This is a genomic window from Caulobacter sp. DWR1-3-2b1 (assembly GCF_049895765.1).
In the GTDB taxonomy this organism is placed as follows: Bacteria; Pseudomonadota; Alphaproteobacteria; order Caulobacterales; family Caulobacteraceae; genus Caulobacter.
In genome coordinates this window covers 214,514-235,260 of sequence record NZ_JAFCSZ010000004.1, presented here as the reverse complement: position 1 = coordinate 235,260, position 20,747 = coordinate 214,514, and the positions used below count along the sequence as shown (strand labels likewise).

Sequence of the window (20,747 nt, the reverse complement as noted above, 5' to 3'; positions counted from 1 at the left end):
TCTCCCCGGCGAACGCCGGGGCCCAGATCGAACGCGCTGACGCTGGCGGATTTGGTCGAGGCAGAAGGCGCGTCATCCCCAGAAGCTCAGGATGGATCTGGGTCTCGGCTTTCGCCGGGAAGAGCGGATTTTCCTGCATCACCGCCCCACCACCGAAAGCTTCAGCGCCGTGACGAAATCCTTGTCGCGCAGGATCTCACGCGCCGCATTGCGACCCGGATTGCCCGAGACGCCGCCGCCCGGATGGCAGCCGGCGCCGCACATATAGAGGCCCTTCATCGGCCCGCGATGGCTGGCGTGGCCCAGCACCGGCCGCGCCGCCCACAGCTGATCCAGCGACATGTGGCCATGCATGATGTCGCCGCCGGTGAGACCGAGCTTCCGCTCCAGGTCCAGCGGCGACAGGATCATCCGTCCCAGGACCGACGCCTTGAAGTTGGGGGCCCAGTCATTGACCGTATCGATGATCAGGTCGGCGGCGGCCTCGCGCTCGTCGTCCCACGAGCGCCCGTCCGGCAGGGTCGGGGCAAACTGCTGGCAGAACAGGCTGGCGACATGCTGCCCCGGAGGCGCCAGGCTGTCGTCCAGGGTCGAGGGGATCAGCATCTCGACGATGGGCTTTTTGCTGATGCCGAAGGCCTTGGCGTCGCGGTAGGCCTCGTCCATGTAGTCGAGGGTCGGCGAGATCACGATGCCGCACTGGTGATGCTCGGCTGCGACCTTGCCGGGCAGGCAGGTGAAGTCCGGCAGTTCCGACAGGGCCACGTTCATCCGGAAGGTGCCCGAGCCGTTCTTGTAGCCCTTGATCGCCTTGGCGAACGCCGCCGGCAGGGCCGAGGGCGCGATCAGCTTGCCGTACAGCAGCGACGGATTAAGGTTGGACGAGACGATGGGGGCCATGATCTGGCGCCCGTCGACCAGTTGCACGCCGACGGCTCTCGCGCCGTCCTTGCCGTGTTCGACATGCACAGCCTCGACCGGCGCATCGAGCAGGATTTCGACACCGAGGGCCTCGCAGGCCTTGGCCATGGCCTGGGTGATCGAGCCCATGCCGCCAATGGCGTGGCCCCAGGCGCCCTTCTTGCCGTTCACCTCGCCGAAGGTGTGATGGAGCAGGACATAGGCCGACCCCGGCGAATCCGGGCTGGCGAAATTGCCGACCACGGCGTCGAAGCCGAAGCTGGCCTTGACCGCGTCGCTCTCGAACCAGCCGTCCAGGAAATCGCGGGCGCTCTTGGTGAACAAATCCAGCAGGTCGCGCTTGCGCTCCTTGCTCAACAGGGCCAGCCGCGTGCCCTGGCGCGCGCCGCGCAGCAGGCCGTGGATGCCGTCGCCCAGATTGGGCGGGGTCTCGGCCGCCAGATCGCGCAGCACGTCGCCGATCTCGTCCAACATGGCGTAATAGGCCGGCAGCACCTCGGCGTCGCGGCGGCTGTACTGGCGGAACGCCTCCTGGGTGCGCTCAAGCCCGCCGCCCAGCTTGAGGTATTTGCTGTCGCTGATCGGCAGGAAGTTGGAGATCGGCCGCTCGACGATCTTCAGGCCATGGCCGTGCAGCCCCATGTCGGCGATGACCTTGGGGCTGAGCAGGCTGACCGTGTAGCTGGCCACCGAGTTGCGGAAACCGGGGTGGAACTCCTCAGTTACCGCCGCTCCGCCGACCACGCTCCGGGCCTCGCAGATCGTGACCTTCAGCCCGGCCTTGGACAGGTAGAAGGCGCAGACGAGGCCGTTGTGGCCGCCGCCGATGATGACGGCGTCGCGGGTTTGGGTGGCGGCCATGTGGTGTGTCCCCGAGTGTGAGGGGAGAGGTTGCTATACGAGTGTATAATAGGCAAGGGCGTACTCCCCCCACCTGACCGCTTCGCGGTCGTCCGCCCCCAAAGGCGGGCGGATGAGTTCCTCTTCCCCCTGCCCCTGCGGGGGAGGAGGATGTGCAGCATCCGGAGGGGGCAAGTTTCGCCGCCCTAAGCCCGCTCCTCACCTCGCGCCGTCAGCCAGTACATGACCGGCGTCGCCACCCGCGACAGCAAGGTCGAGGTGATCAGTCCGCCGATGATCGCGATGGCCAGCGGCGAGTAGAGCCCCGACTGCTCCAGCGCCAACGGCAGCAGCCCGCCAATCGCCGTGACGCTGGTCAGCAGCACCGGCAGGAACCGCACCTCGCCGGCCTTCTCTATGGCGTCGTGCAGGCCCATGCCCTCGCGACGTAGCTGCTCGGTGAAGTCGACCAGCAGGATCGAGTTCTTGATCTCGATGCCGATCAGCGCGATCAGCCCGATGGTCGCCGTGAAGCTCATCGAATTGCCGGTGATGGCCAAGGCCGCCACCGCGCCGAAAATGCCGAACGGGATGATGCCGGCGACGACCAGGGCGGTCTTGAACTTCTGGAACTCCAGGACCAGGACCGCCATGATCCCGAACACTGCGATCAGGATCGCGGCGCCCAGGCCGGCGAAGCTTTCCGACGCAGCCTCGGCCTCGCCGCCCAGCGACAGGCGATAGCCAGGCGGCAGGGGCAGGTCCTTTTCAAGCCGCGCCACCGCGTCCTCGGTCACACCAGAGGCCAGATAGCCGGTCGAGACATAGGCGCTGACCGTCACCGTGCGCTCGCGATCGAAGCGGTCGATGCGGGACGGGCTCGACTTCAGGCTGGGCGTGGCGATAGCGTCCAGCCGGGCAGCCAGGCCGTCCGCCGTCGGGACATAGACATCCTTGAGCGCCGATAGAGGATTGCGCGCCGCGCCGTCGGCCTGGGCCGCCGGCAATCGCACCCTTACCGCATAGTCGTCGCCGTCGGGATCGCGGAAGCGGGCGGTCTCCTCGCCCGACAGGGCCAGCCGCGCCACGCGGCGCGTTGCGCCCGCCGGCACGCCCAGGGCCGCGGCCTTGGCTTCGTCGACGCCGAGATCCAGGTCGGTGCGGTCCAGGCGGACAGGGTTGGTCACGTCGCGCGCGCCCGGCGTAGCCTTGAGGATCGCTTCGGTCCGGGCGGCGAGAGCCTTGAGCACGTCGAGGTTCTGGCCGGTCAGGCGGATGGCGACCGGCGCGTCGATGGGCGGACCGTTGTCGAAGGTGACGACGCTGATGCGCGCGCCGGGGAAATGGGCGAAGTCGCGCCGCAGACCGTCCAGGATCGCGTCGCTCTCGCCCGGCTCCCAGCGTTTCAGGCCGACGAACACCTCGGCGAAGGTCGTGGAGCTTTCGCGCTGGCTGCGATTGTAGAAGATCTGCGGATTGCCGCGGCCCAGATTGGCAGCGCGCCAGACGATCTCGGGCTCGGCCTTCAGCCGCTGCTCGACGAACTTCAGGGCGCGGTCAGTGCGGGCCAGGGACGAGCCGTCCGGGGTCTCGATCCGCACCAGGAACTGCGGGGTCTCGGCCGGCGGAAACAGGCTGGAGCCAATCAGCTTCACCAGCGGGAAGGTGGTCAGGCACAGGGCCAGCATGATCGCCAGCGCCGCCCACGGCCGGGCCAGGGCGCGATGCAGCAGCGGCCGGTAGAAGCGGTGGATGCCGCCATTGACCGCCCGCAGAAGGGCGTTGCCTTCCGGGTCGGAATGCTTGTCCAGCACCCGGCTGGCCAGGAATGGAATGATGGTCATCGAGACCAGAAGCGAGGCGGCGATGGTGCAAAGCACCGTGACCGGCAGCGACTTGATATAGGCCCCGGAACCGGCCGGCAGGGCCATCAGCGGCAGGAAGGCCAGCATCAGGGTGGCCGTGCAGCCGATCACCGCCAGGCCGATCTGGCGCGTGCCGTTGATGGCGGCCTGCGTGCGTTCCTCGCCCTCGCGGATGCGGCGGGCGATGTTTTCGGTGATGACGATGCTGTCGTCGACCAGCAGGCCCAGGGCCAGGACGAAGCCGGCGATGGACAGCTGGTTCAGGGTGAAGCCGAAGGCCTGCAGCATCGACAGCCCGATCAACAGGCTCAGCGGGATCGACACCATCACCACCAGCCCGGCGCGCGCGCCCAGCGGCAACAGGGTGATCAGCACCAGGGCCAGGGCGATGCCGAAGTCGCGGAACAGGCTGCTCAACCGGCGCTTGACGTTTTCGGCCTGGACAAAGCCGCGTTCCAGTTTCACGCCCGCCGGCAGGGTCTTTTCATAGTCGTCCAGCACCTGCTGCACGGACTTGGTGATCCTGGCGACGTCCTGGCCGTCCTTCTGGTTCACGGTGACGAACACGGCCCGCTTGCCGTTAAAGCGCGTCAGGTGGGAGGGCTCCTGCTGCGCCCAGGCCACCTTGGCCACGTCGCGCACGCGGGTGACCTGGCCGCCGAGGGCGCGGACCGGCGTGTCGGCCACGACCTCCAGCGACCGGAAAGCCCCGCCGGACTTGACGTTGAAACGCCGCTCTCCGGCTTGAACGGCGCCGATCGGGGCCTCGGCTCCGGCCTGGCGCAGGGCGTCGGCGACAGCGGTGGCAGGCAGTCTCAGGGCCGACAGGCGAGCCAAGTCCAGAGTAACCTGAACCTCGGACGGCGGCGCGCCCCAGTATTTGGCTTCGCGAACGCCGGGCACGCGGTCGAGCTGCTCGCGCAGCCGGTCTGCGGTCTTTTCCAGTCGCCGCATAGGCATGATGTCGCTGGTCAGGGCGACCTGGACGATGGCGACCTCGGAGGTGCGGACCCGGTCGATGTCCAGTCGCGCCAGGCCGGCCGGCAGGTTGCCGCGAATGGCGTTCACCTCGCGCACGACCTGATCGTATTTGCGCTCCGTATCGACATCCCAGTTGAAGTGGACCCGGATCATGGCGGCGCCGTCCAGGCTGGTGGATTCGACCTTGTCGATATCGTCCAGGCCATCGACCGCGTCCTCGATGGGATCGACGACCAGCTGCTCGATTTCCGACGGCTCGGCCCCGGGCAGCACCGCGCGGATGAAGACGATAGGGGTCGGGAAGTGCGGATCTTCCGAACGCGGGATGCTGGTCAGGGCGTTGACGCCGAGCATGACCAGCAGACCGAACGCCACCAGTGTGAACTGCCAGCGGCGAACCGCGACTCCGGCCAGATCGAAGCTCACGGCCGGGCTCTCCCGCCGGTCGGCAGGCGGGCTGGATCGACGACCCGCACCTGCTCGCCATCGCTGACGAAGCCGGCCCCGGCGGTGATCACCTGGGTTCCGTCGGCCAGGCCCGAGACCAGGGCGTCGTCACCGTCAAATCCGCCGAAGGTGACGGCGGCCCGTCGGGCCACCCCGCCGTCTAACCGTAGCACGAAGGCGCGGGCGCCGGTGGCCTCCAGCACCGCCTCGGCGGGGATGCGGGCGAAGGCGCCGGTGGCTGTTGGCGCGGCGCGGACCGAGAGCTCGGCGCTGGCGATCTGGCCGCTGCGCAGGTCGGGTCGGCCGGCCAGCTCGATCTCGACCGCGACGGCGCCCGTGCGCGTGTCGGCGGCTTCGCCGACGCGGGTGACGGTCCCGTTCAGCAATTGCCCGCCCAAGTCCTCGACCCTGACCCGCGCGCTGTCGCCGACCCTGACGCGGGCGGCGTCGCGGGCGGCAAGCGGCAGGCGCAGGACGAGCGGGCTGGTCAGGTCGGCGACGCGGGCGACAACCTGGCCGGGCTGGACAACCTCGCCCGTTTGGGCGGCGCGCGTCAGCACTACCCCCGAGGCAGGAGACACCAGTTGGGCCCAGCGGCGGTCAAAGGACGCCGAGCTATAGGCGGCTTGAGCTGACTTCAATGCGCTCTGGCGGTCGTCCAGCCGCTGACGGCTGACATAGCCCTTCTCGAACAAAGCCTTGTCGCGCTCCACATCGCGGCGGGCGCGGTCGAGCTCGGCGGAGGTCTGCTGCTGGCGAGCATCCAGATTGGCCGGATCGATGGTGGCGATGACCTGGCCAGCCCGGACGCTGTCGCCGGCCTCGACGCTCATGCGGGTGAGGACCCCGGCGATGCGGAACGACAGCGCCATCTCGCGGCGGCGCTCCAGCGTGCCGGTTCCCGACACCGTTCCGGCGACGTTGGGCGCGGCGACACGGGCCGCCTCCACGGGCGTAGGCAAGGCGGGCGCTTCGGCCTCCTTGGCCTTGCCGCCGCACGAGGCCAGCAAGGGCAGGGCCGCGGCGAAAACCAGCGGCCGCCAAGCGCGTTGGAGAAGGGGCTGGGCAGAGCGCCGCATCGTCCGAGTTCCAAATCAATCGATGATAAGTTATCAGTGATAGATTGTTGTAACTTGTCAAGCTCGGCGCGGAATGATGAAGGTCGGAAAATGAAGACGCCAACCACAAGATCGCCGCGCAAGGCCAAGGGGCAGGGCGGCGAGCGACGGGAAGAGATCCTCGACGCGGCCTTGGCCCTGTTCGGCGAAAAGGGCGTTCACGCCGTCTCGACGCGCCAGATCGCGGAGCTGGCCGGCATATCGCAGCCGGCGCTCTATGCCTATTTCGCCACCAAGGACGACATGGCCGCCGAACTGTGCGTGCGAGCATTCGCCATTTTGGTCGAGCGCATGTGCGCCGCGCGCGCCGACCACGCCCCGACCCCGGCCAATTTCGAGCGGGCTCTGCGGGTCTATGTCGATTTCGGCATGGAACACCCCAACGCCTATCGCGTGGCCTTCATGATCGAGAAGGGTCAGAACGGCGAGTTCCTGGACAAGACCAACAACCGGCCGATGATCGCCGGCAAGGAGGCCTTCGCGATGTTCTGCCAGATCGTCGCCGGATATCGGGCCGCAGGCATGACGGTTCTGGACGATATCACCATCACGACCCAGACGCTGTGGGCGGGTCTGCATGGGCTGGTGTCGCTGCTGATCGCGCGCCCGGAATTCCCCTGGGTGGAGCGCGAAACCCTGATCGCGGCCCATATCGCCATGCTGCGGCGAGGGGCGTTGAAGTAGAGGCGTGGCAAAGTCGGGCGGGGGAGACTATATCCCCGCCTTGATTTTACCGGAGCCTTCCATGGCCAAGCTGCAGCCCCTCCAGTCGTTCAGCCTGCAAGAGACCGAAGACGGCTATCGCCTGCTGGTCTCGGCCATCGGCGGCGACACCCTGTATGTCTCGATCACCAGCGAACAGATGGACGACATCATCGACTCGCTGGAACTGGCGATCGGCCGTGAGGGCGAAGAGGCCGGTGAAGACGAGGACGAGGGCGAGTTCTAGGGCCTATCGTGTCATCCCGGCCAAGCGCGCAGCGCGCCGAGCCGGGGCCGCCGGAAGCTCGGCGTCTGCCGTGGTCCCGGGTCAACGCTTTGCTTCGCCCTGGATGACAGCTGTTAGTTGGGCCCCGCTTTCAGGATGGCCGCCACCTCCCGTAACGCCCGCGCCAGCGTCGTCGCCTTGCCGGGCGCGCCCAGAGAAAGCCGCAGGCCCTCTCGCGTGACGCCTGGAGCGCGGAACGTCTCCGCGTCGACCAGCGACAGGCCCCGCGCCCGCGCCGCCTCCATCAGCCGGCCCCGGCTCCAGCCGGTCGGCAAATCCAGCCAGACATGCAGGCTCTCCGGCCCGCTCACCGCCGTGGGCAGGATCTCGGCGGCCAGCCGCCGCCGCTCGACCGCTTCGCGCCGCACGCTGTCGAGCACACGCAGGGCGTCGCCGTCGCGGATCCAGGCCGTGACCACGGCGGCCATCAGGGGTGCGGGCATCTGGGCGATGGCGTGCAGGGCCTGGGCCGCTTCGGCGACGCGATCCTCCGGCGCGACCACGAAGGCGATCCTCAGGCCCGGCGACAGGGTCTTGGCGGTGGTGGCGATGTGGAACACGCCGTCGGGCCAAAGACTGGCAAGGGCGGGAAACGGCATGGTCGGCAGCAGGCCGTAGGCGTCGTCCTCGACAATCGGAACGCCCGCCGCCTTGGCCACGGCCACGACGGCCTCGCGCCGCGCCCGTCCCATGGTCGCGGTGGTCGGGTTCTGGAAGGTGGGTGTGCAACAGACGGCGCGCGGGCGATGCTCGGCGCAGAGCCGCGCCAGGGCTTGCGGCTCCAGTCCCTCGGCATCCATGGGGCAGGGGACAACGCGCAGGCCGCGCTGGGCGGCAGCCGTCAGCAGACCGGGATAGGTCAGGGCCTCGACGACGATCGTCTCGCCGGGTTGGGCCAATATCGCCAACAGGGCGCTGAGCGCTGTCTGGGCCCCGCCGCAGACCAGCACCCGCTCGGGCGAGACCTCGCCCAGGGTCGGCGCCAGCCAGCTCGCCGCCGCCATGCGCTGGGCCAAGGATCCGGCGCCGCTGTGATAGGCCATCAGCACCTCGGGATCGGTGCGGGCCAGCACCGTGCCCGTCGTCTCCCGCAGCAGGGCGCCCAAGTTCAGGCCCTGCGGCTGGGGCGGCAGATTCATCGAGAGGTCGATCAACCCCGCCTCGTCCTCGCCAGCCTGACTCCGCACGAAGGTGCCACGTCCGGCCGTTCCCTCGATCAGGCCGCGCTCGCGGGCCAGGGCATAGGCGCGGGTGACCGTGGTGAAGTCGACGCCGATCAGGCGGGCCACCTCTCGCTGGGCAGGGATCTGGTCGCCGGCCTGCAGCTCGCCTTCGGCGATCGCCGTCTCCAGCGCCTGTGCCAAACGTTTATAGGCCGCACCTGTCAGCCCCTCGGCGCGTTTCAGCCAAGCGGCGGGGGGATGTGACAGCACGCCGGTTGTCTCGCGACCCACAAATACATACATTGAATACATAATGTATGCACAAATCGCACGATTGTAGGAAGGGCTTTTGATGGCCGATCCGATCTACGACTCCCCGGCGCCTATCGTTTCCGGGCTACGCTGCCGCTGTCCGCGCTGCGGCGAGGGCAAGCTGTTCCAGGGATTCCTGAAACTGGCTCCGGCCTGCGATCGCTGCGACCTGAGCTACGCCTTCGCCGACCCGGCTGACGGCCCGGCCTTCTTCGTGATGAGCGGGGTCGGCATCGTTGTCATCGCCGTGTTCGCCTGGGTCGAGATGACCTACCGTCCGCCAGTGTGGGTGCACTTCGTCACCGTGTTTCCGGCCCTTCTGGCGGGGTGCCTGGGAACGCTTCGGCCGGTAAAGGCTTGGCTGGTCGCGTCGCAGTTCATCCACAAGGCGGAGCAGGGCCGGTTCGAAAGCGTCGGCCGGCACGACCGCGATCCCCGTCGCCTCTAGACGCTACTTCTTCTCCAGCAACAGCTGACCGCGCTTCTGCAGCTGGTCTTTGATCTTGTTGGCAATCATGCCCAGCATTCCGGGCAGCACGATATCCAGCTTCACCATGTCACCCAGCACATCCATCGTGCCACTGATCGTCTGACCCATGGCGACGGCCGAGAAGGTCATGGTGTCGCCCGCCCACGATTGATGCACCTGGCTAGGGCTGCCGCCGGGGATCTGGCCGGCCAGCTGGGCGAAACCGGTCTCGATTCGCCGCCGCGCTTCGACTGCGCCAAGCTGGTGGGGAATGGTGATGGTGATCGGCTTGGACATCGGGTGAGATCTCGACTGAAGGGACTGGATCAACGTTCCGGCGGACGCATCGTTCGGGCGACCGTTTCTGACGTATGGGCGAGTCAGGTTCAAGTCACTCACGGAGGACGCCATGACCGATCTCGCCATGCCCCACGCTTTTCAGCCCACCCGCCGCCCCGCCCGTCCGGGGCGCCCTACCGGCATGATGGGCTCTATAAGCTATGCCGGCGTGCTGCTGGTCTGGCTGGCCCTGTTTGTCGTGGACCGGCCACTGGCGATCAAGGTGTTGCGCGAGCGCCGGGCCGACTCGCCGATCCGTCGCGATTGGCGCTGGTAGGAGGGTCTCGCCAGCGGCGGCGAACAATGACAAGCCTTGGCCCATGTCGCTGTCCGTCACCGCCCGCGCCGTTCGCTACCCGCTGAAGGCCCCGTTCCGCATCTCGCGCGGGGTCAAGACGGCGGCCGAGGTCGTGGTGGTCGAGGCTCGCGCCGATGGTGAGGTCGGACGCGGCGAGAGCGTGCCCTATGGCCGATACGACGAGACCGTCGACGGGGTCCTGGCCCAGCTGAAGCCGGCCCTGGCGGTTCTTGAGCGCGAGGGCGACGACAATATCGACCATGGGGCGGCCCTGGCCCTGCTGCCCCCCGGCGCGGCCCGCAACGCCTTGGACTGCGCCCTCTGGGACCTGCGCGCCAGGCGCACCGGCGTCAGCGTCGCCGAGGCCACGGGCCTGCCCGTTCCCCCCGCGCTGATCACCGCGGTCACCATCAGCCTGGACGCGCCGGAAGCCATGGCCGCCGCCGCCTGGGCCGTGGCCGATGCGCCGCTGATCAAGATCAAGCTCTCCGCCGAAGACCCCGCCGCCTGCCTGCGCGCCGTGGCCGCCGCCGCGCCGAACGCGCGCTTCATCGTCGATCCCAACGAGGGCTGGACGTTCGAGATCCTCCACGGCCTGCGCTCCCTGCTGGCCGACCTGCCCATAGCTCTGGTCGAGCAACCCCTGCCGGCCGACGCTGACGAGGCGCTGGACGGTTACGATCCGCCCTATGTGATCTGCGCCGACGAGTCGGTCCATGTCGGTGGGGACCTTGCTGCCCTGCGCAGTCGCTACCAGGCGGTGAACCTCAAGCTGGACAAGACCGGCGGGCTTTCCGAGGCGGTGCGGATGCTGGAACAGGCGCGGGCTCTCGGCTTCCAGCTGATGACCGGCTGCATGGTCGCGTCCTCACTGGGAATCGCCCCGGCCCTGCATCTGGCGGGGAGCTGTCATTTCGCCGATCTGGACGGGCCCTGGTGGCTGGCGGTCGATCACCCCGGCGGCCTGCGGGTCGAGGGCGGTGTGATCAGGCCGCCGGCTACTGGCTTCTGGGGGGACGGCGTTGCGGCGGAAGCGCTGTGGCTGTGACCCAAACCCCGCTCTTCCCAGCGAAGGCCGGGACCCAGATTCAGCCAGTGCGTTTGGGGATGATGCGCGTACCGACCGAGCCCAGCCGTATCGTGCCCGGGTTCGATCTTGGCCCCGGCCTTCGCCGGGGAGAGCGGATAGAAGCGCTCTTTGCTAGCGGTTAGAGCATTTTCCGATAAGTGTGAAACGGTTATCGGATCGAAAAATGCTCTAAACTTATGATTTAGAGCCCTTTTCGCCCGACCCTGATGAAGCCATCAGGTCGGAAAGGGCTCTAGCGTTCTCTCGCCGGTCAACTGATCGAGCGGACTTGACCGTCGCCGCGACGCGCCATGGTCTGGTCGCGCCCACTCCGACCGGACCTCACCGATGACCGACACGCCCTCTGCCGCGCCGCGAAAGTCCCCCACGGCCTGGTGGTTCTCCACGCCCCTCTACCAGCGCATTCTCGCCGCCCTGATCCTCGGCGCTGTCGTCGGTTATTTCTGGGGCGGGGGGGCGACCAGTCTGAAGATCGTCGGCGACATCTTCGTGCGGTTGATCCGGATGCTGGTGGCGCCGCTGGTGTTTGTGATCATCGCCACGGGCGTGGCCGAGCTGGGCGATCCCAAGCGGCTGGGCGGCATCGGGGTCAAGACCATCGGCATGTACTTCCTTACCGTGTTTCTGGCGGTGGTGGTCGGCCTGATCTGCGCCAGCCTCTTCCAGCCGGGCCTGGGCGCGGATTTCGCCAATGTCGCGCCTCAGGCCGTGGGAACGCCCAAATCACCGGCCGAGATCTTCATCGGCATCGTACCGCTCAATCCCATCAAGGCCCTGGCCGAGGGCGAGACCCTGGCGATCATCTTCTTCGCCGTGATGGTCGGAGCCGGGGTGATCGTGGCGGGCGAGGCGGGCAAGCCGGTCGCGGTGCTTCTGAAGTCTGGCACCGAGGTGATGCTGAAACTGGTCGGCTTCGTGATGGAGACCGCGCCCTTTGGCGTTTTCGCGCTTATCGCCGTGGTGATGGGCACTAACGGCCCCGAGACCTTTATCAATGTCGCCCAGCTCGCCCTGTGCGTGGTCGTGGGCTCGGCGATCCAGACACTGGTCGTGCACGGCGCTATCGTGCGGTTCCTGGCCTGGCTGCCGGTGGTCCCGTTTTTTAAAGGCATTATCGACGCCATGCTGGTCGGGTTCTCGACCGCGTCGAGCTCGGCCAGCCTGCCGGTGGCGATCCGGGTGGCCGAGGATAATCTGGGCATCAAGCCGCCGGTGACTTCCACCGTCCTGCCGCTGGGCGCGACCATCGGCATGGATGGCACGGCGATGTATGTGGCCATGCTGACCCTGTTCGCTGTCCAGGCCTTCGGCGTGCAGCTGGACCTGGCCCAGTACGCCCTGATCGCCCTGACCACGACCATCGTCGCCATGGGCGTGGCGCCCGTGCCGTCGGGCTCGCTGTTCATCCTGGCCGCCGTGCTGGGCTCCATCGGCATCGGACCCGAGCAGACCGCCCTGATCGTCGGCTTCATCCTGCCGTTCGACCGGGTGCTGGACATGATCCGCACCGTACCCAACGTCACCGCTGATCTGGCCGTGGCGACGGCCGTCGGGCGCTGGGAGAAGGAGATCGACGTCGAGGTCTACAAGGGCAAGCAGAACGCGCCGCATTGAAGTCGCAAAGCTTGGCCATGACTGCAACTTCAATGGGGGAACCGATGCGCAACAGATGGCTGATCGCCGGAGGCCTGCTGAGCGCGGCGGCCGCACTTTTACATCTGGCGGTGATCGTCGGCGGGCCTGATTGGTACCGGTTCTTCGGCGCGGGCGAAGCCCTGGCGCGAGCGGCCGAGCGAGGCTCTTGGGTTCCGGCTTTAGTCACCCTGGGCATTGCGACCGTCCTGGCGATCTGGTCGGCCTACGCCTTCTCCGGCGCCGGACTGATCCCGCGCCTGCCGCTGATCCGCACGGGCCTGGTGACCATCAGCGCGATCTATCTGGCGCGCGGCCTGATCCTCTTTCCAACACTGGCGCTGAAGCCACAATTGATCGACGCCTTCACGGTCTGGAGTTCGCTGATCGTCCTGGTTTACGGCTTGGCCTATGCGGTCGGGACCTGGAAATCCTGGGCTCTTCTCAGTCGAAAGGCCTGAGCGCGACAGCTTTTGTCTACCGGTGTCATCGGTGTGCTATCGCTGCCGCTCAAGAAACGGCGGCGGAGCGCGCGATGAAACGACTTTGGATCGGCATGGCGTTCGCAACGGCGTTTCTGGAGTCGCCGGCCTTTGCCGAAACCCACCTCAAGGTCGCGCCTTCTGGCGCGCCGTTCACCAGTGTGCAGGCGGCCGTCGATGCCCTGCCGGCCCAAGGCGGTGTCATCGAGATCGCGCCGGGCGTCTATCGCGAGAAGCTGACCGTCTCCCGGACCCATGTTCGCTTCAAGGGACTGGGCAAGAAGCCTGACGACGTGGTGCTGGTCTGGGGCGACGCCTCGGCCACCGTCGGCGGCACTTTCAAGAGCGCCTCGGTGACGATCACCGGAGATGACTTCCAGGCCAGAAACCTGACCATCGCCAACGACTATCACCAGAAGGCGGCCGTCCCCTCCCAGGCCGTGGCGCTGTTCGTGAACGGCGACCGGGCGGTCTTTGATCGCCTGCGTCTGCTGGGCGCCCAGGACACGCTCTATGCCGGCCATCGCAAATGCGCGCCCGGCGCGGCCTGCCAAAACAGCCGGCAGTATTTCCGGAATACCTATATCGAGGGCCACATCGACTTCATCTTCGGCGACGGCAAGACGGTGTTCGAGCGCTGTCATCTGCACGCCATCGGCCATGACGGCGTGTTCTTCACCGCCCAGAGTCGACTGACGCCAGAGCAGGACAGCGGCTATATCTTCGACCGCGCCAAGGTGACCGTCGATCCCAAGGCCACCGGCGTGTTCCTGGGGCGAGCCTGGCGGCCCTACGCCACTGTGGTGTTCCTCAACGCCAAGCTGGGCAGGGGACTGGAGTCCAAGGGCTGGCGCGAATGGACCCCCGGCAAGACCGAAACCTGGAAGACGGCCTATTTCGCCGAGTATCGCTCCAGAGGGGCGGGCGCGAACCTGAACGCGCGCGAGCCGTGGACCCATCAACTGACCAAGGCGCAGACGGCGAAGTGGTCGATGCCGGCGTATCTGCGCGGCGCCGACGGCTGGACGCCGAAGGCGGAGATGTAGCGCCTCGCCCCTTGATCCGGTGATACGGCGCGGCTCAGAGTAGGCCCATGGTCGAGAATCCGCTGGAACGCCTGGACACCTTCGAGCTGCTCAAGCTGGGCAAGGCTTCGGTGACGGTCGGCGGACTGGCGGCGGCCCTGTTCATCATCGCCGCCGCCCTGATCGCCTCGCGCCTTACAGCGGCTGGTCTGCAGCGCCTTCGCGCCCGGGCGGCCGGCAGCGCCGCTTCGCTGTACATCGTCGAGAAGGTGCTGACCTATGGCCTGGTGATCATCGGGTTCGTGGCCGGCTTGTCGACCATGGGCCTGGACCTGACCTCGCTGGCCGTGTTCGCCGGCGCCCTTGGCGTGGGTGTCGGCCTGGGCTTGCAGGGCATGGTCAAGGATTTCGCCTCGGGCATTAGCCTCGTGTTCGAGCGGCTGGTGGCGGTGGGCGATTTTGTCGAATTGCCCAGCGGACAGCGCGGCGTGGTCCACGAGGTTGGCCCCCGCGCCACCCGCATCCGCACCAATGACAGCACCGACCTGATCGTGCCCAACTCGGTTCTGGTCAACGACCTCGTCATCAACTGGACCCTGCGCAACACCAACCGCCGCATCCGTGTGCCGTTCGTCACCGCCTTCGGGGTCGACAAGCAGAAGGTGCGCGAGGCCGTGCTGAAGGCGGCCAAGTCGGTGTCCTTCACCTCGGCCGACGATTCCGTGCGCCGCACTCAGGTGTGGCTGGTCGGCTATGGCGAGCACGCCTTGAAGTTCGAGCTGGTCGTCTGGCCCACCGTAGAGGCTGTTCGGCGTCCGGCGGCGATCTTCGCGGCCTACACCTGGGCGATCGATGACGCCCTGCGCGAGGCCCGGATCGAGATCCCCTATCCGCAGCGCGATATCCGGGTGCGCGGCCTGTTCGGCGAGGAGGGCGAGGACGCTTTGACCAGCCTGAAGCTCGAACCCGCCGCCCGCCGTCGGGGCAAGGCCAAGGCCGCCAAGCCCGGGTCCAGTAACGACGCGGCTCTGGACCTCGAGCGCGAGGATCCCGACGATCCGCCGATGCCGCCGCCGACTCCTGCGCCCAAGGGCTGAGGTTTCTGAACGTTGATAAGCTGAGCCCTTGACGCGTCTGCCGCGCCGCCGCAATCTTCTCGCAACTGCGAAAAGAAGACTATGGGGAGACTGCGGATGAAGACCGCGCGAGGCTTTTTCAAACCCTTGGCCATCGGCGCGCCCGCGCCCTATCGCGACCTGCCGGCCCGTGTGGAGCGGATGATCCATTTCGTGCCGCCGCACCTGGAAAAGGTCCGCGCCAAGGTCCCTGAGATCGCTCCGACTGTCGATGTGATCCTCGCCAATCTGGAAGACGCCATCCCCGCCGACGCCAAGGGCGCGGCCCTGGCCGGCCTGATCGCCATGTCCCGCGAAGTCGACTTCAAGGCCTTGGGCGTGGGGTTCTGGACGCGGATCAACTGCCTGAACTCGCCGTGGCACCTGGACGAGGTCTCGACCATCGTCGAGAAGGCCGGCGACAAGATCGACGTCATAATGGTGCCCAAGGTCGAGGGGCCGTGGGACATCTTCTACATGGACCAGTTGCTGGCTTCGCTGGAGGCCAAGCATGGCGTCACCCGGCCGATCCTGCTCCACGCCATCCTCGAAACTGCCGAGGGCGTGATGAATGTCGAGGCCATCGCCGCGGCCAGTCCGCGCATGCAGGGGATTTCGCTCGGCCCGGCCGATCTCGCCGCCAGCCGCGCCATGAAGACCACCCGCGTGGGCGGTGGTCATCCGGGCTATCGGGTCATCGAGGATCCGCACCCGGACGGCTCGGCCCGCGCTTCGGTGCAGCAGGACCTGTGGCACTACACCTTCGCCAAGATGGTCGACGCCTGCGCCGCCCACGGCATCAAGCCGTTCTACGGGCCGTTTGGCGCCATCGATGATCCGGTCGCCTGCGAGCAGCAGTTCCGCAACGCCTTCCTGATGGGCTGCGCCGGCGCCTGGAGCCTGCACCCCAGCCAGATCGCCATCGCCAAACAGGTGTTCAGCCCGGCCCCGGACGAGGTGATCTTCGCCAAACGTATCCTCGAAGCCATGCCGGACGGCACCGGCGTGGCGATGCTGGACGGCAAGATGCAGGACGACGCGACCTGGAAACAGGCCAAGGTCATGGTCGACTGCGCGCGGCAGATCGCGGGCAAGGATGCGGATTATGCGGCGCTGTACGGGTTTTAGACCCTCCTCCTAGCGGGGGAGGTGTCGCCGTAGGCGACGGAGGGGGGATCAACCTCTGACTCATTGCGGTCTTCCCCTTCCGGCCTCCGGCCGCCTCCCCCTTCAGGGGGAGGATCTACGGGCTTTTCCCACCGTCGTCACCACCCGCGCCCCTTGCGTCAGCAGCCGGTGGACCGGGCACATCTCGGCGATTTCCATCAACCGCTGGCGCTGCTCGGCATCCAGATCCCCATCCAGCGTGATCTCGCGATCGAACCGCTCAGGCGGCGTCATGTCGGCCTCCCGCGAACTGCGCACCTCGACGCGCACCGCGCCCAGCGCCCAGTTCTTGCGCTTGGCGTAGAGCCGCAGGGTCATGGTGGTGCAGGCCGCCAGACCCGCCGCGACCAGGTCGTGCGGATCGGGACCGAGGTCCAGGCCGCCGCCCGCGACCTTCACATCCGCCACCAGACTGGTCGGACCGGCGGTGACGAACATCTGCAGGCCGCCATGGCCGCTGTCGTCGGCGATGGCGCTGGGGCGAGGGGCGTCGGTCATGGCTGTCTCCGGTTTCAAGCTTGAGGAGAATGCCGGGATGGACCGCGCCTGGCTTGTCGAAAATCACGCTATGGGCGTCAGGTCGAAGTTGGGCTCGTGGTCGGCCGCCAGCGAGATGCCGGCCTTGGGCAGAACTGGCCGGGCGCCGGCGGGCAGGGCGATGTTAAAGCGCTCCAGGAGGCTGGCCAAGATGATTTGCGCCTCGGCCAAGGCGAAGCTGGCGCCGATACACACACGCGGCCCGGCGCCGAACGGGATGAAGGCGTCGATCCCCCACGGATGAGGCTGGTCGATGAACCGCTCGGGCTGGAACGCCAGGGGCTGGTCCCAGAGCTTGCGATGTCGATGGATCAGCCACGGACTGATCATGATCATGTGGCCCGGCTCGACCCTACAGCCCAGAATCTCGTCGGCAGTTACCACTTCGCGCGCGATCAACGGTACGGGCGGATAGAGGCGTAGGGCCTCCATCAGCACCGAGCGCATCAACGGCCAGGCCTTCAGGTCGTCGAGGCTGGTCACCCGCTCCGGCGGAAAAGCAACGATCTCGGCGCGGACGCGATCCTGGGTCGCGGTGTCCAGGGTCAGCAGATAGGCAGTCCAGAACAGTAGCCGCGAGGTGGTCTCGAAACCGGCCGCCAGCATGGTGCCGCACTGGTCGCGGATCTCGGCATCGCCGAGCGGAGCGCCGTCCTCGTTGCGGGCGGCCAGCAGGCGGCCCAACAGGTCGTGACAGTCAGGACGAGGGTTGGCGTGGCGTTCGGCGATCAGGGCCTCGACGGCGGCGAACCACTGGCCGCCGATGCGACGGCGAGCTGTGTCGCCCATTGCCAGATCGTCGGCGCCCTTGGCCAGGAAGTCGAACAGGTTGAGGTGCGCTGGTCCCTCCAGATAGCGTCGCGCCAGGCGAGCCATCTCCGCGCCGTCGGCGTCGGCATTGCGCGAGAACAGGGCCCGTAGCACTGCGTCCAGGGCCGTCTGATGAAAGGCCTCCGCCAGATTGGCGCGATCGCACCCCGTCAGGCGGTCGGCCAGGGCCGCTCCGGCGGCCGTGAAGTGCGGAAGCAAGGCTCCGATCGCCGCCGGGGTGAAGGCCGGGGCCAGCGACTTGCGCTGTCGCCGCCAGGTTTCCCCCTCGGTCAGCAGCAGGCCACCGCCGACCAGGGCGCGGATCGGCCGCGCTGACTTGCCCGGCCGCCGGTAGTTATGGGCGTGGGAGCCCATGACATGGCGCACCCCGGCCGGGTCGCTGACGACCAGGCCCGGCTGGCCCAGGAAAACATAGGGGGTTAGAAGGTCGTCGAAGTCGGCTTCAGACCAGCTGCCGACCAGGCTACGGCTCATTTCCCAGATCGCCCGGAGATTCCCGATAGGGCGGGCATGCACCTTGGGCGCGGGCGGTACGATCAGCGGCGACGGCGCGGTGAGAGCGTCCATGTAAACCTCCGGACCAAGGGACCAAGCCCTCTGCCGGAAGCATCTCCTAGCACTATGCATGCTGCGCCGCAATAATTCATCGTTCGATGAAAATTGCGGTTTGGGGAATCAGGCAGCCGCCAGGCGCCGGGCAGGCACATCGAACACGCGCGTCGCGCCGCGCCAGACCTCGATCAGATCGCAGCGGTGATGCATGTCGATCAGCTCAAACGCGCGGCGGCGGGCGGCTTGATCATCTGCATATGGAGCAACGTCGAAACGCGGAACAGAGCCGTCGGATTCGACACAGAAGAAGGTGAACACCTGCATGGGGATCCCTCGTCCTCTACAGGCGGGTCCGAGCCACATTCGATGGGCGGGGGCCGCGGGCGCTGGTTCTTGTTCGCGACCAGCTAGAAACGACCATAGGACCAAATGTCGCGATTCACCATAAAAATGAGTCTTCAAAAGAGACTCTCTGGCGATCCATTTGGGGACGGTCCTGGGGATGAATTCGCTCGGCTGAGGAACGTTCCAAACCCGGTTCCCTTTTTATGGCTTAGCCACTAGGTTCGCACCCTTTCGTAAACGGCGACGTTGAGACTCCATGGCCGCCCACTATCTCGATTTCGAACGCCCAATCGCTGATCTGGAAAGCAAGATCGAGGAGCTGAGCAAGCTCTCCGAGACCGCTGGGCCGGGCGCGTTCGAGAGCGAGATCCAGGCCCTGCGCGACCGCGCCCAGGAGCTGCGGGTCGATGCCTATGCCAACCTCGACGCCTGGCAGAAGACCATGGTCGCCCGCCACCCCCAGCGGCCCCACCTGCGCGATTATGTCGCGGGCCTGATCGACGAGTTCGTTGAGCTGCGCGGCGACCGCAAGTTTGCCGACGACCAGGCCATCGTCGGCGGCCTGGGACGCTTCCGGGGGCAGCCCGTCGTGGTCATGGGCCACGAGAAAGGTCACGATACGACCACGCGCCTGAAGCACAATTTCGGCATGGCCCGGCCCGAGGGCTACCGCAAGGCCGTGCGCCTGATGGATATGGCCGAGCGGTTCAGCCTGCCGGTCCTGACCTTCGTCGACACCGCCGGCGCCTATCCGGGCCTGGGCGCCGAGGAGCGGGGTCAGGCCGAGGCCATCGCCCGCTCGACCGAGCGCTGCCTGACCCTGGGCACGCCAATGATCGCCACCATCGTCGGCGAGGGCGGCTCCGGCGGGGCCATCGCCCTGGCCGGCGCCAACAAGGTGCTGATCCTCGAGCACTCGATCTATTCGGTGATCAGCCCCGAAGGCGCGGCCTCGATCCTGTGGCGCGACGGCGCCCGGGCCAAGGATGCGGCCACCCAGATGCGGATCACAGCGCAGGACCTGATCAAGATCGGCATCGTCGACAGGATCATCGAGGAACCCGCCGGCGGCGCCCACTCCGATCGCGAAGCCGCCCTGAAGGCCGTCGGCGACGCGGTCGAGGAAGAGCTGAAGGCCCTGTCCCCGCTCGACGCCGCCGCTTTGAAGAAGCAGCGCTCGGACCGTTTCTACGCCATCGGCCGCGTGGGTCTGCAGTAGCCCTGCGACTTTCCTGACGACGGATGTCACATCCGCCCGCCCCATCTCGTCTTGCTGGCGAAGGACCGATCTGCGGTCCCAAGGAGCAAGCCATGGCCGCCACAGCCGCCTTCCGTCACGATCTCAATGTCCCCGCCGTCTACCAGGCCTTCATCGCCGCCGAGGGCGCGATCCTCGCCGCCGGCCTGCCCAGGAGCCTGATCCATCTGGTCAAGCTGCGGGCCTCGTAGAACAATCAGTGCGGCCTCTGCGTGAAGTTGCACGCCAAGGAAGCCCGTCATGACGGCGAGACCAGCGATCGCCTGGACCGCCTGATCGTCTGGCGCCACGTCGCCGATTTCACCCCCGCCGAGAAGGCCGCTTTGGCCTGGACCGAGGCCTTGACGGCGCTGGATCCCAAGGCCGATCTGGCCCCGCTGCGGGCGGAACTGCGCGAGCATTTCAGCGACGCCGAGGTCAGCGCCCTGACGTCGGCCATCGCCATGATCAACCTGTGGAACCGCCTGCAGGTCTCGGGTCACTAACCGCCCTCCATAGTGGCGCTTCGGCGGCGAACCGCGCTAGGCTCGCCGCCGAACCTCTGGAGGACGTCATGATCCGAGCCCTTGGCGCGAGCCTGATCCTGGCGACCCTGTGCTTTGGCGCGGCCCAGGCCCAGCCGCCATCCAAGCCCACAAGGCCGACCTCGGCGCTGGACCGCTGCCTGGCCAGGCCGGACGGGCAAACGACCTATGGCATGGTCGAGTGCCTGGGCGTCGAAATCCAGGCGCAGGACGCCCGCCTCAACCGCGCCTATCAGGCCGCCCTGGCCCGGCTGGAGCGGCCCCGCCAGAAGGCCGCCCTGCAAAAAGCCCAGCGGGCCTGGATGGCCTTCCGCGACGCCGATTGCGCCAGCTATCTGGACGAGGACTGGGGCACGATGGCCCGGGTCGAGGCCCAGCAATGCGTCCTGGACCGCACCGATGAGCGCGCCGACGAGCTGGAAGTGTTCCGCAAGTGGAGCTGAGCCCT

General features: G+C 67.3%; 21 protein-coding genes and 1 pseudogene. 14 read left to right on the top strand and 8 right to left on the bottom strand.

The window, feature by feature from the left end:
- Positions 1–138: 138 nt before the first annotated feature.
- The 3 genes from ACP69S_RS06300 to ACP69S_RS06290 all read right to left on the bottom strand — a co-directional run bounded on the left by ACP69S_RS06300 (position 139) and on the right by ACP69S_RS06290 (position 6,133).
- The gene (locus ACP69S_RS06300) at positions 139–1,782 is read right to left on the bottom strand and encodes a phytoene desaturase family protein (RefSeq protein WP_425995717.1); all 1,644 of its coding nucleotides are present in this window, start codon (positions 1,780–1,782) and stop codon (positions 139–141) included.
- A 185-nt stretch (positions 1,783–1,967) separates the two neighbouring features.
- Positions 1,968–5,033, bottom strand: a complete 3,066-nt coding sequence (locus ACP69S_RS06295; RefSeq protein ID WP_425995716.1) for an efflux RND transporter permease subunit — start codon at positions 5,031–5,033, stop codon at positions 1,968–1,970.
- Positions 5,030–6,133, bottom strand: a complete 1,104-nt coding sequence (locus ACP69S_RS06290; RefSeq protein WP_425995715.1) for an efflux RND transporter periplasmic adaptor subunit — start codon at positions 6,131–6,133, stop codon at positions 5,030–5,032. The genes ACP69S_RS06295 and ACP69S_RS06290 overlap by 4 nt, the downstream gene beginning before the upstream one ends.
- 90 nt (positions 6,134–6,223) lie before the next feature.
- Between ACP69S_RS06290 and ACP69S_RS06285 the strand changes: the two genes are divergently transcribed.
- Together ACP69S_RS06285 and ACP69S_RS06280 are read left to right on the top strand one after the other, a co-directional pair.
- Positions 6,224–6,856 (top strand): TetR/AcrR family transcriptional regulator, encoded by a 633-nt coding sequence (locus tag ACP69S_RS06285; RefSeq protein ID WP_425995714.1) that lies wholly within the window; start codon positions 6,224–6,226, stop codon positions 6,854–6,856.
- Between the two features lie 61 nt (positions 6,857–6,917).
- Positions 6,918–7,121, top strand: coding sequence for a hypothetical protein (locus ACP69S_RS06280; protein ID WP_425995713.1), 204 nt, complete (start codon positions 6,918–6,920; stop codon positions 7,119–7,121).
- A 113-nt stretch (positions 7,122–7,234) separates the two neighbouring features.
- Here ACP69S_RS06280 and ACP69S_RS06275 read toward each other — a convergent pair whose 3' ends face one another.
- Positions 7,235–8,626 (bottom strand): PLP-dependent aminotransferase family protein, encoded by a 1,392-nt coding sequence (locus ACP69S_RS06275; RefSeq protein WP_425995747.1) that lies wholly within the window; start codon positions 8,624–8,626, stop codon positions 7,235–7,237.
- 49 nt (positions 8,627–8,675) lie between these two features.
- On the opposite strand from ACP69S_RS06275, the gene ACP69S_RS06270 reads away from it, so the two are divergent.
- The gene (locus ACP69S_RS06270) at positions 8,676–9,083 is read left to right on the top strand and encodes a DUF983 domain-containing protein (RefSeq protein ID WP_425995712.1); all 408 of its coding nucleotides are present in this window, start codon (positions 8,676–8,678) and stop codon (positions 9,081–9,083) included.
- A gap of 3 nt (positions 9,084–9,086) precedes the next feature.
- On the opposite strand, the gene ACP69S_RS06265 is transcribed toward ACP69S_RS06270, so the two are convergent.
- Positions 9,087–9,401, bottom strand: a complete 315-nt coding sequence (locus tag ACP69S_RS06265; RefSeq protein WP_425995711.1) for a polyhydroxyalkanoic acid system family protein — start codon at positions 9,399–9,401, stop codon at positions 9,087–9,089.
- A gap of 112 nt (positions 9,402–9,513) precedes the next feature.
- Between ACP69S_RS06265 and didA the strand changes: the two genes are divergently transcribed.
- From didA to ACP69S_RS06230, 7 genes are all read left to right on the top strand, one after another.
- Entirely contained in the window at positions 9,514–9,720 is a 207-nt protein-coding gene (gene didA, locus ACP69S_RS06260) for a DNA damage-induced SOS-independent cell division inhibitor A (protein ID WP_425995710.1), read from the top strand.
- 43 nt (positions 9,721–9,763) lie between these two features.
- Positions 9,764–10,789, top strand: coding sequence for a dipeptide epimerase (locus ACP69S_RS06255; RefSeq protein ID WP_425995709.1), 1,026 nt, complete (start codon positions 9,764–9,766; stop codon positions 10,787–10,789).
- A gap of 369 nt (positions 10,790–11,158) precedes the next feature.
- Entirely contained in the window at positions 11,159–12,445 is a 1,287-nt protein-coding gene (locus ACP69S_RS06250; RefSeq protein WP_425995708.1) for a dicarboxylate/amino acid:cation symporter, read from the top strand.
- 44 nt (positions 12,446–12,489) lie between these two features.
- On the top strand, positions 12,490–12,924 hold the full coding sequence (locus tag ACP69S_RS06245; RefSeq protein ID WP_425995707.1) for a hypothetical protein: 435 nt from the start codon (positions 12,490–12,492) through the stop codon (positions 12,922–12,924).
- Positions 12,925–12,998: 74 nt separating this feature from the next.
- On the top strand, positions 12,999–13,991 hold the full coding sequence (locus ACP69S_RS06240) for a pectinesterase family protein (RefSeq protein WP_425995706.1): 993 nt from the start codon (positions 12,999–13,001) through the stop codon (positions 13,989–13,991).
- A 47-nt stretch (positions 13,992–14,038) separates the two neighbouring features.
- Positions 14,039–15,067 (top strand): mechanosensitive ion channel family protein, encoded by a 1,029-nt coding sequence (locus ACP69S_RS06235; RefSeq protein WP_425995705.1) that lies wholly within the window; start codon positions 14,039–14,041, stop codon positions 15,065–15,067.
- Between the two features lie 96 nt (positions 15,068–15,163).
- Positions 15,164–16,213, top strand: a complete 1,050-nt coding sequence (locus ACP69S_RS06230) for an HpcH/HpaI aldolase/citrate lyase family protein (RefSeq protein ID WP_425995704.1) — start codon at positions 15,164–15,166, stop codon at positions 16,211–16,213.
- A gap of 102 nt (positions 16,214–16,315) precedes the next feature.
- On the opposite strand, the gene ACP69S_RS06225 is transcribed toward ACP69S_RS06230, so the two are convergent.
- The 3 genes from ACP69S_RS06225 to ACP69S_RS06215 form a co-directional block, all read right to left on the bottom strand.
- A complete protein-coding gene (locus ACP69S_RS06225; protein ID WP_425995703.1) occupies positions 16,316–16,750 on the bottom strand; it encodes an OsmC family protein in 435 nt (144 codons plus the stop codon).
- Between the two features lie 63 nt (positions 16,751–16,813).
- Entirely contained in the window at positions 16,814–18,187 is a 1,374-nt protein-coding gene (locus ACP69S_RS06220; RefSeq protein ID WP_425995702.1) for a cytochrome P450, read from the bottom strand.
- A 108-nt stretch (positions 18,188–18,295) separates the two neighbouring features.
- On the bottom strand, positions 18,296–18,496 hold the full coding sequence (locus ACP69S_RS06215; RefSeq protein ID WP_425995701.1) for a hypothetical protein: 201 nt from the start codon (positions 18,494–18,496) through the stop codon (positions 18,296–18,298).
- Positions 18,497–18,773: 277 nt separating this feature from the next.
- Between ACP69S_RS06215 and ACP69S_RS06210 the strand changes: the two genes are divergently transcribed.
- From ACP69S_RS06210 to ACP69S_RS06195, 4 genes and pseudogenes are all read left to right on the top strand, one after another.
- A complete protein-coding gene (locus ACP69S_RS06210; RefSeq protein ID WP_425995700.1) occupies positions 18,774–19,736 on the top strand; it encodes an acetyl-CoA carboxylase carboxyltransferase subunit alpha in 963 nt (320 codons plus the stop codon).
- Positions 19,737–19,828: 92 nt separating this feature from the next.
- Entirely contained in the window at positions 19,829–19,966 is a 138-nt protein-coding gene (locus tag ACP69S_RS06205) for a hypothetical protein (protein WP_425995699.1), read from the top strand.
- A gap of 15 nt (positions 19,967–19,981) precedes the next feature.
- Positions 19,982–20,260, top strand: a pseudogene (locus tag ACP69S_RS06200) (carboxymuconolactone decarboxylase family protein); the annotation flags it as partial.
- Positions 20,261–20,328: 68 nt separating this feature from the next.
- Positions 20,329–20,742, top strand: a complete 414-nt coding sequence (locus ACP69S_RS06195; protein WP_425995698.1) for a lysozyme inhibitor LprI family protein — start codon at positions 20,329–20,331, stop codon at positions 20,740–20,742.
- The last annotated feature ends 5 nt before the right edge of the window (positions 20,743–20,747 follow it).

Coding starts and splice junctions, on each gene's coding strand:
- ACP69S_RS06300 (WP_425995717.1), bottom strand. CDS start 1,782: ATGGCCGCCACCCAAACCCGCGACGCCGTCATCATCGGCGGCGGCCAC.
- ACP69S_RS06290 (WP_425995715.1), bottom strand. CDS start 6,133: ATGCGGCGCTCTGCCCAGCCCCTTCTCCAACGCGCTTGGCGGCCGCTG.
- ACP69S_RS06285 (WP_425995714.1), top strand. CDS start 6,224: ATGAAGACGCCAACCACAAGATCGCCGCGCAAGGCCAAGGGGCAGGGC.
- ACP69S_RS06280 (WP_425995713.1), top strand. CDS start 6,918: ATGGCCAAGCTGCAGCCCCTCCAGTCGTTCAGCCTGCAAGAGACCGAA.
- ACP69S_RS06275 (WP_425995747.1), bottom strand. CDS start 8,626: ATGTATGTATTTGTGGGTCGCGAGACAACCGGCGTGCTGTCACATCCC.
- ACP69S_RS06270 (WP_425995712.1), top strand. CDS start 8,676: ATGGCCGATCCGATCTACGACTCCCCGGCGCCTATCGTTTCCGGGCTA.
- ACP69S_RS06265 (WP_425995711.1), bottom strand. CDS start 9,401: ATGTCCAAGCCGATCACCATCACCATTCCCCACCAGCTTGGCGCAGTC.
- didA (WP_425995710.1), top strand. CDS start 9,514: ATGACCGATCTCGCCATGCCCCACGCTTTTCAGCCCACCCGCCGCCCC.
- ACP69S_RS06255 (WP_425995709.1), top strand. CDS start 9,764: ATGTCGCTGTCCGTCACCGCCCGCGCCGTTCGCTACCCGCTGAAGGCC.
- ACP69S_RS06250 (WP_425995708.1), top strand. CDS start 11,159: ATGACCGACACGCCCTCTGCCGCGCCGCGAAAGTCCCCCACGGCCTGG.
- ACP69S_RS06245 (WP_425995707.1), top strand. CDS start 12,490: ATGCGCAACAGATGGCTGATCGCCGGAGGCCTGCTGAGCGCGGCGGCC.
- ACP69S_RS06240 (WP_425995706.1), top strand. CDS start 12,999: ATGAAACGACTTTGGATCGGCATGGCGTTCGCAACGGCGTTTCTGGAG.
- ACP69S_RS06235 (WP_425995705.1), top strand. CDS start 14,039: ATGGTCGAGAATCCGCTGGAACGCCTGGACACCTTCGAGCTGCTCAAG.
- ACP69S_RS06230 (WP_425995704.1), top strand. CDS start 15,164: ATGAAGACCGCGCGAGGCTTTTTCAAACCCTTGGCCATCGGCGCGCCC.
- ACP69S_RS06225 (WP_425995703.1), bottom strand. CDS start 16,750: ATGACCGACGCCCCTCGCCCCAGCGCCATCGCCGACGACAGCGGCCAT.
- ACP69S_RS06220 (WP_425995702.1), bottom strand. CDS start 18,187: ATGGACGCTCTCACCGCGCCGTCGCCGCTGATCGTACCGCCCGCGCCC.
- ACP69S_RS06215 (WP_425995701.1), bottom strand. CDS start 18,496: ATGCAGGTGTTCACCTTCTTCTGTGTCGAATCCGACGGCTCTGTTCCG.
- ACP69S_RS06210 (WP_425995700.1), top strand. CDS start 18,774: ATGGCCGCCCACTATCTCGATTTCGAACGCCCAATCGCTGATCTGGAA.
- ACP69S_RS06205 (WP_425995699.1), top strand. CDS start 19,829: ATGGCCGCCACAGCCGCCTTCCGTCACGATCTCAATGTCCCCGCCGTC.
- ACP69S_RS06195 (WP_425995698.1), top strand. CDS start 20,329: ATGATCCGAGCCCTTGGCGCGAGCCTGATCCTGGCGACCCTGTGCTTT.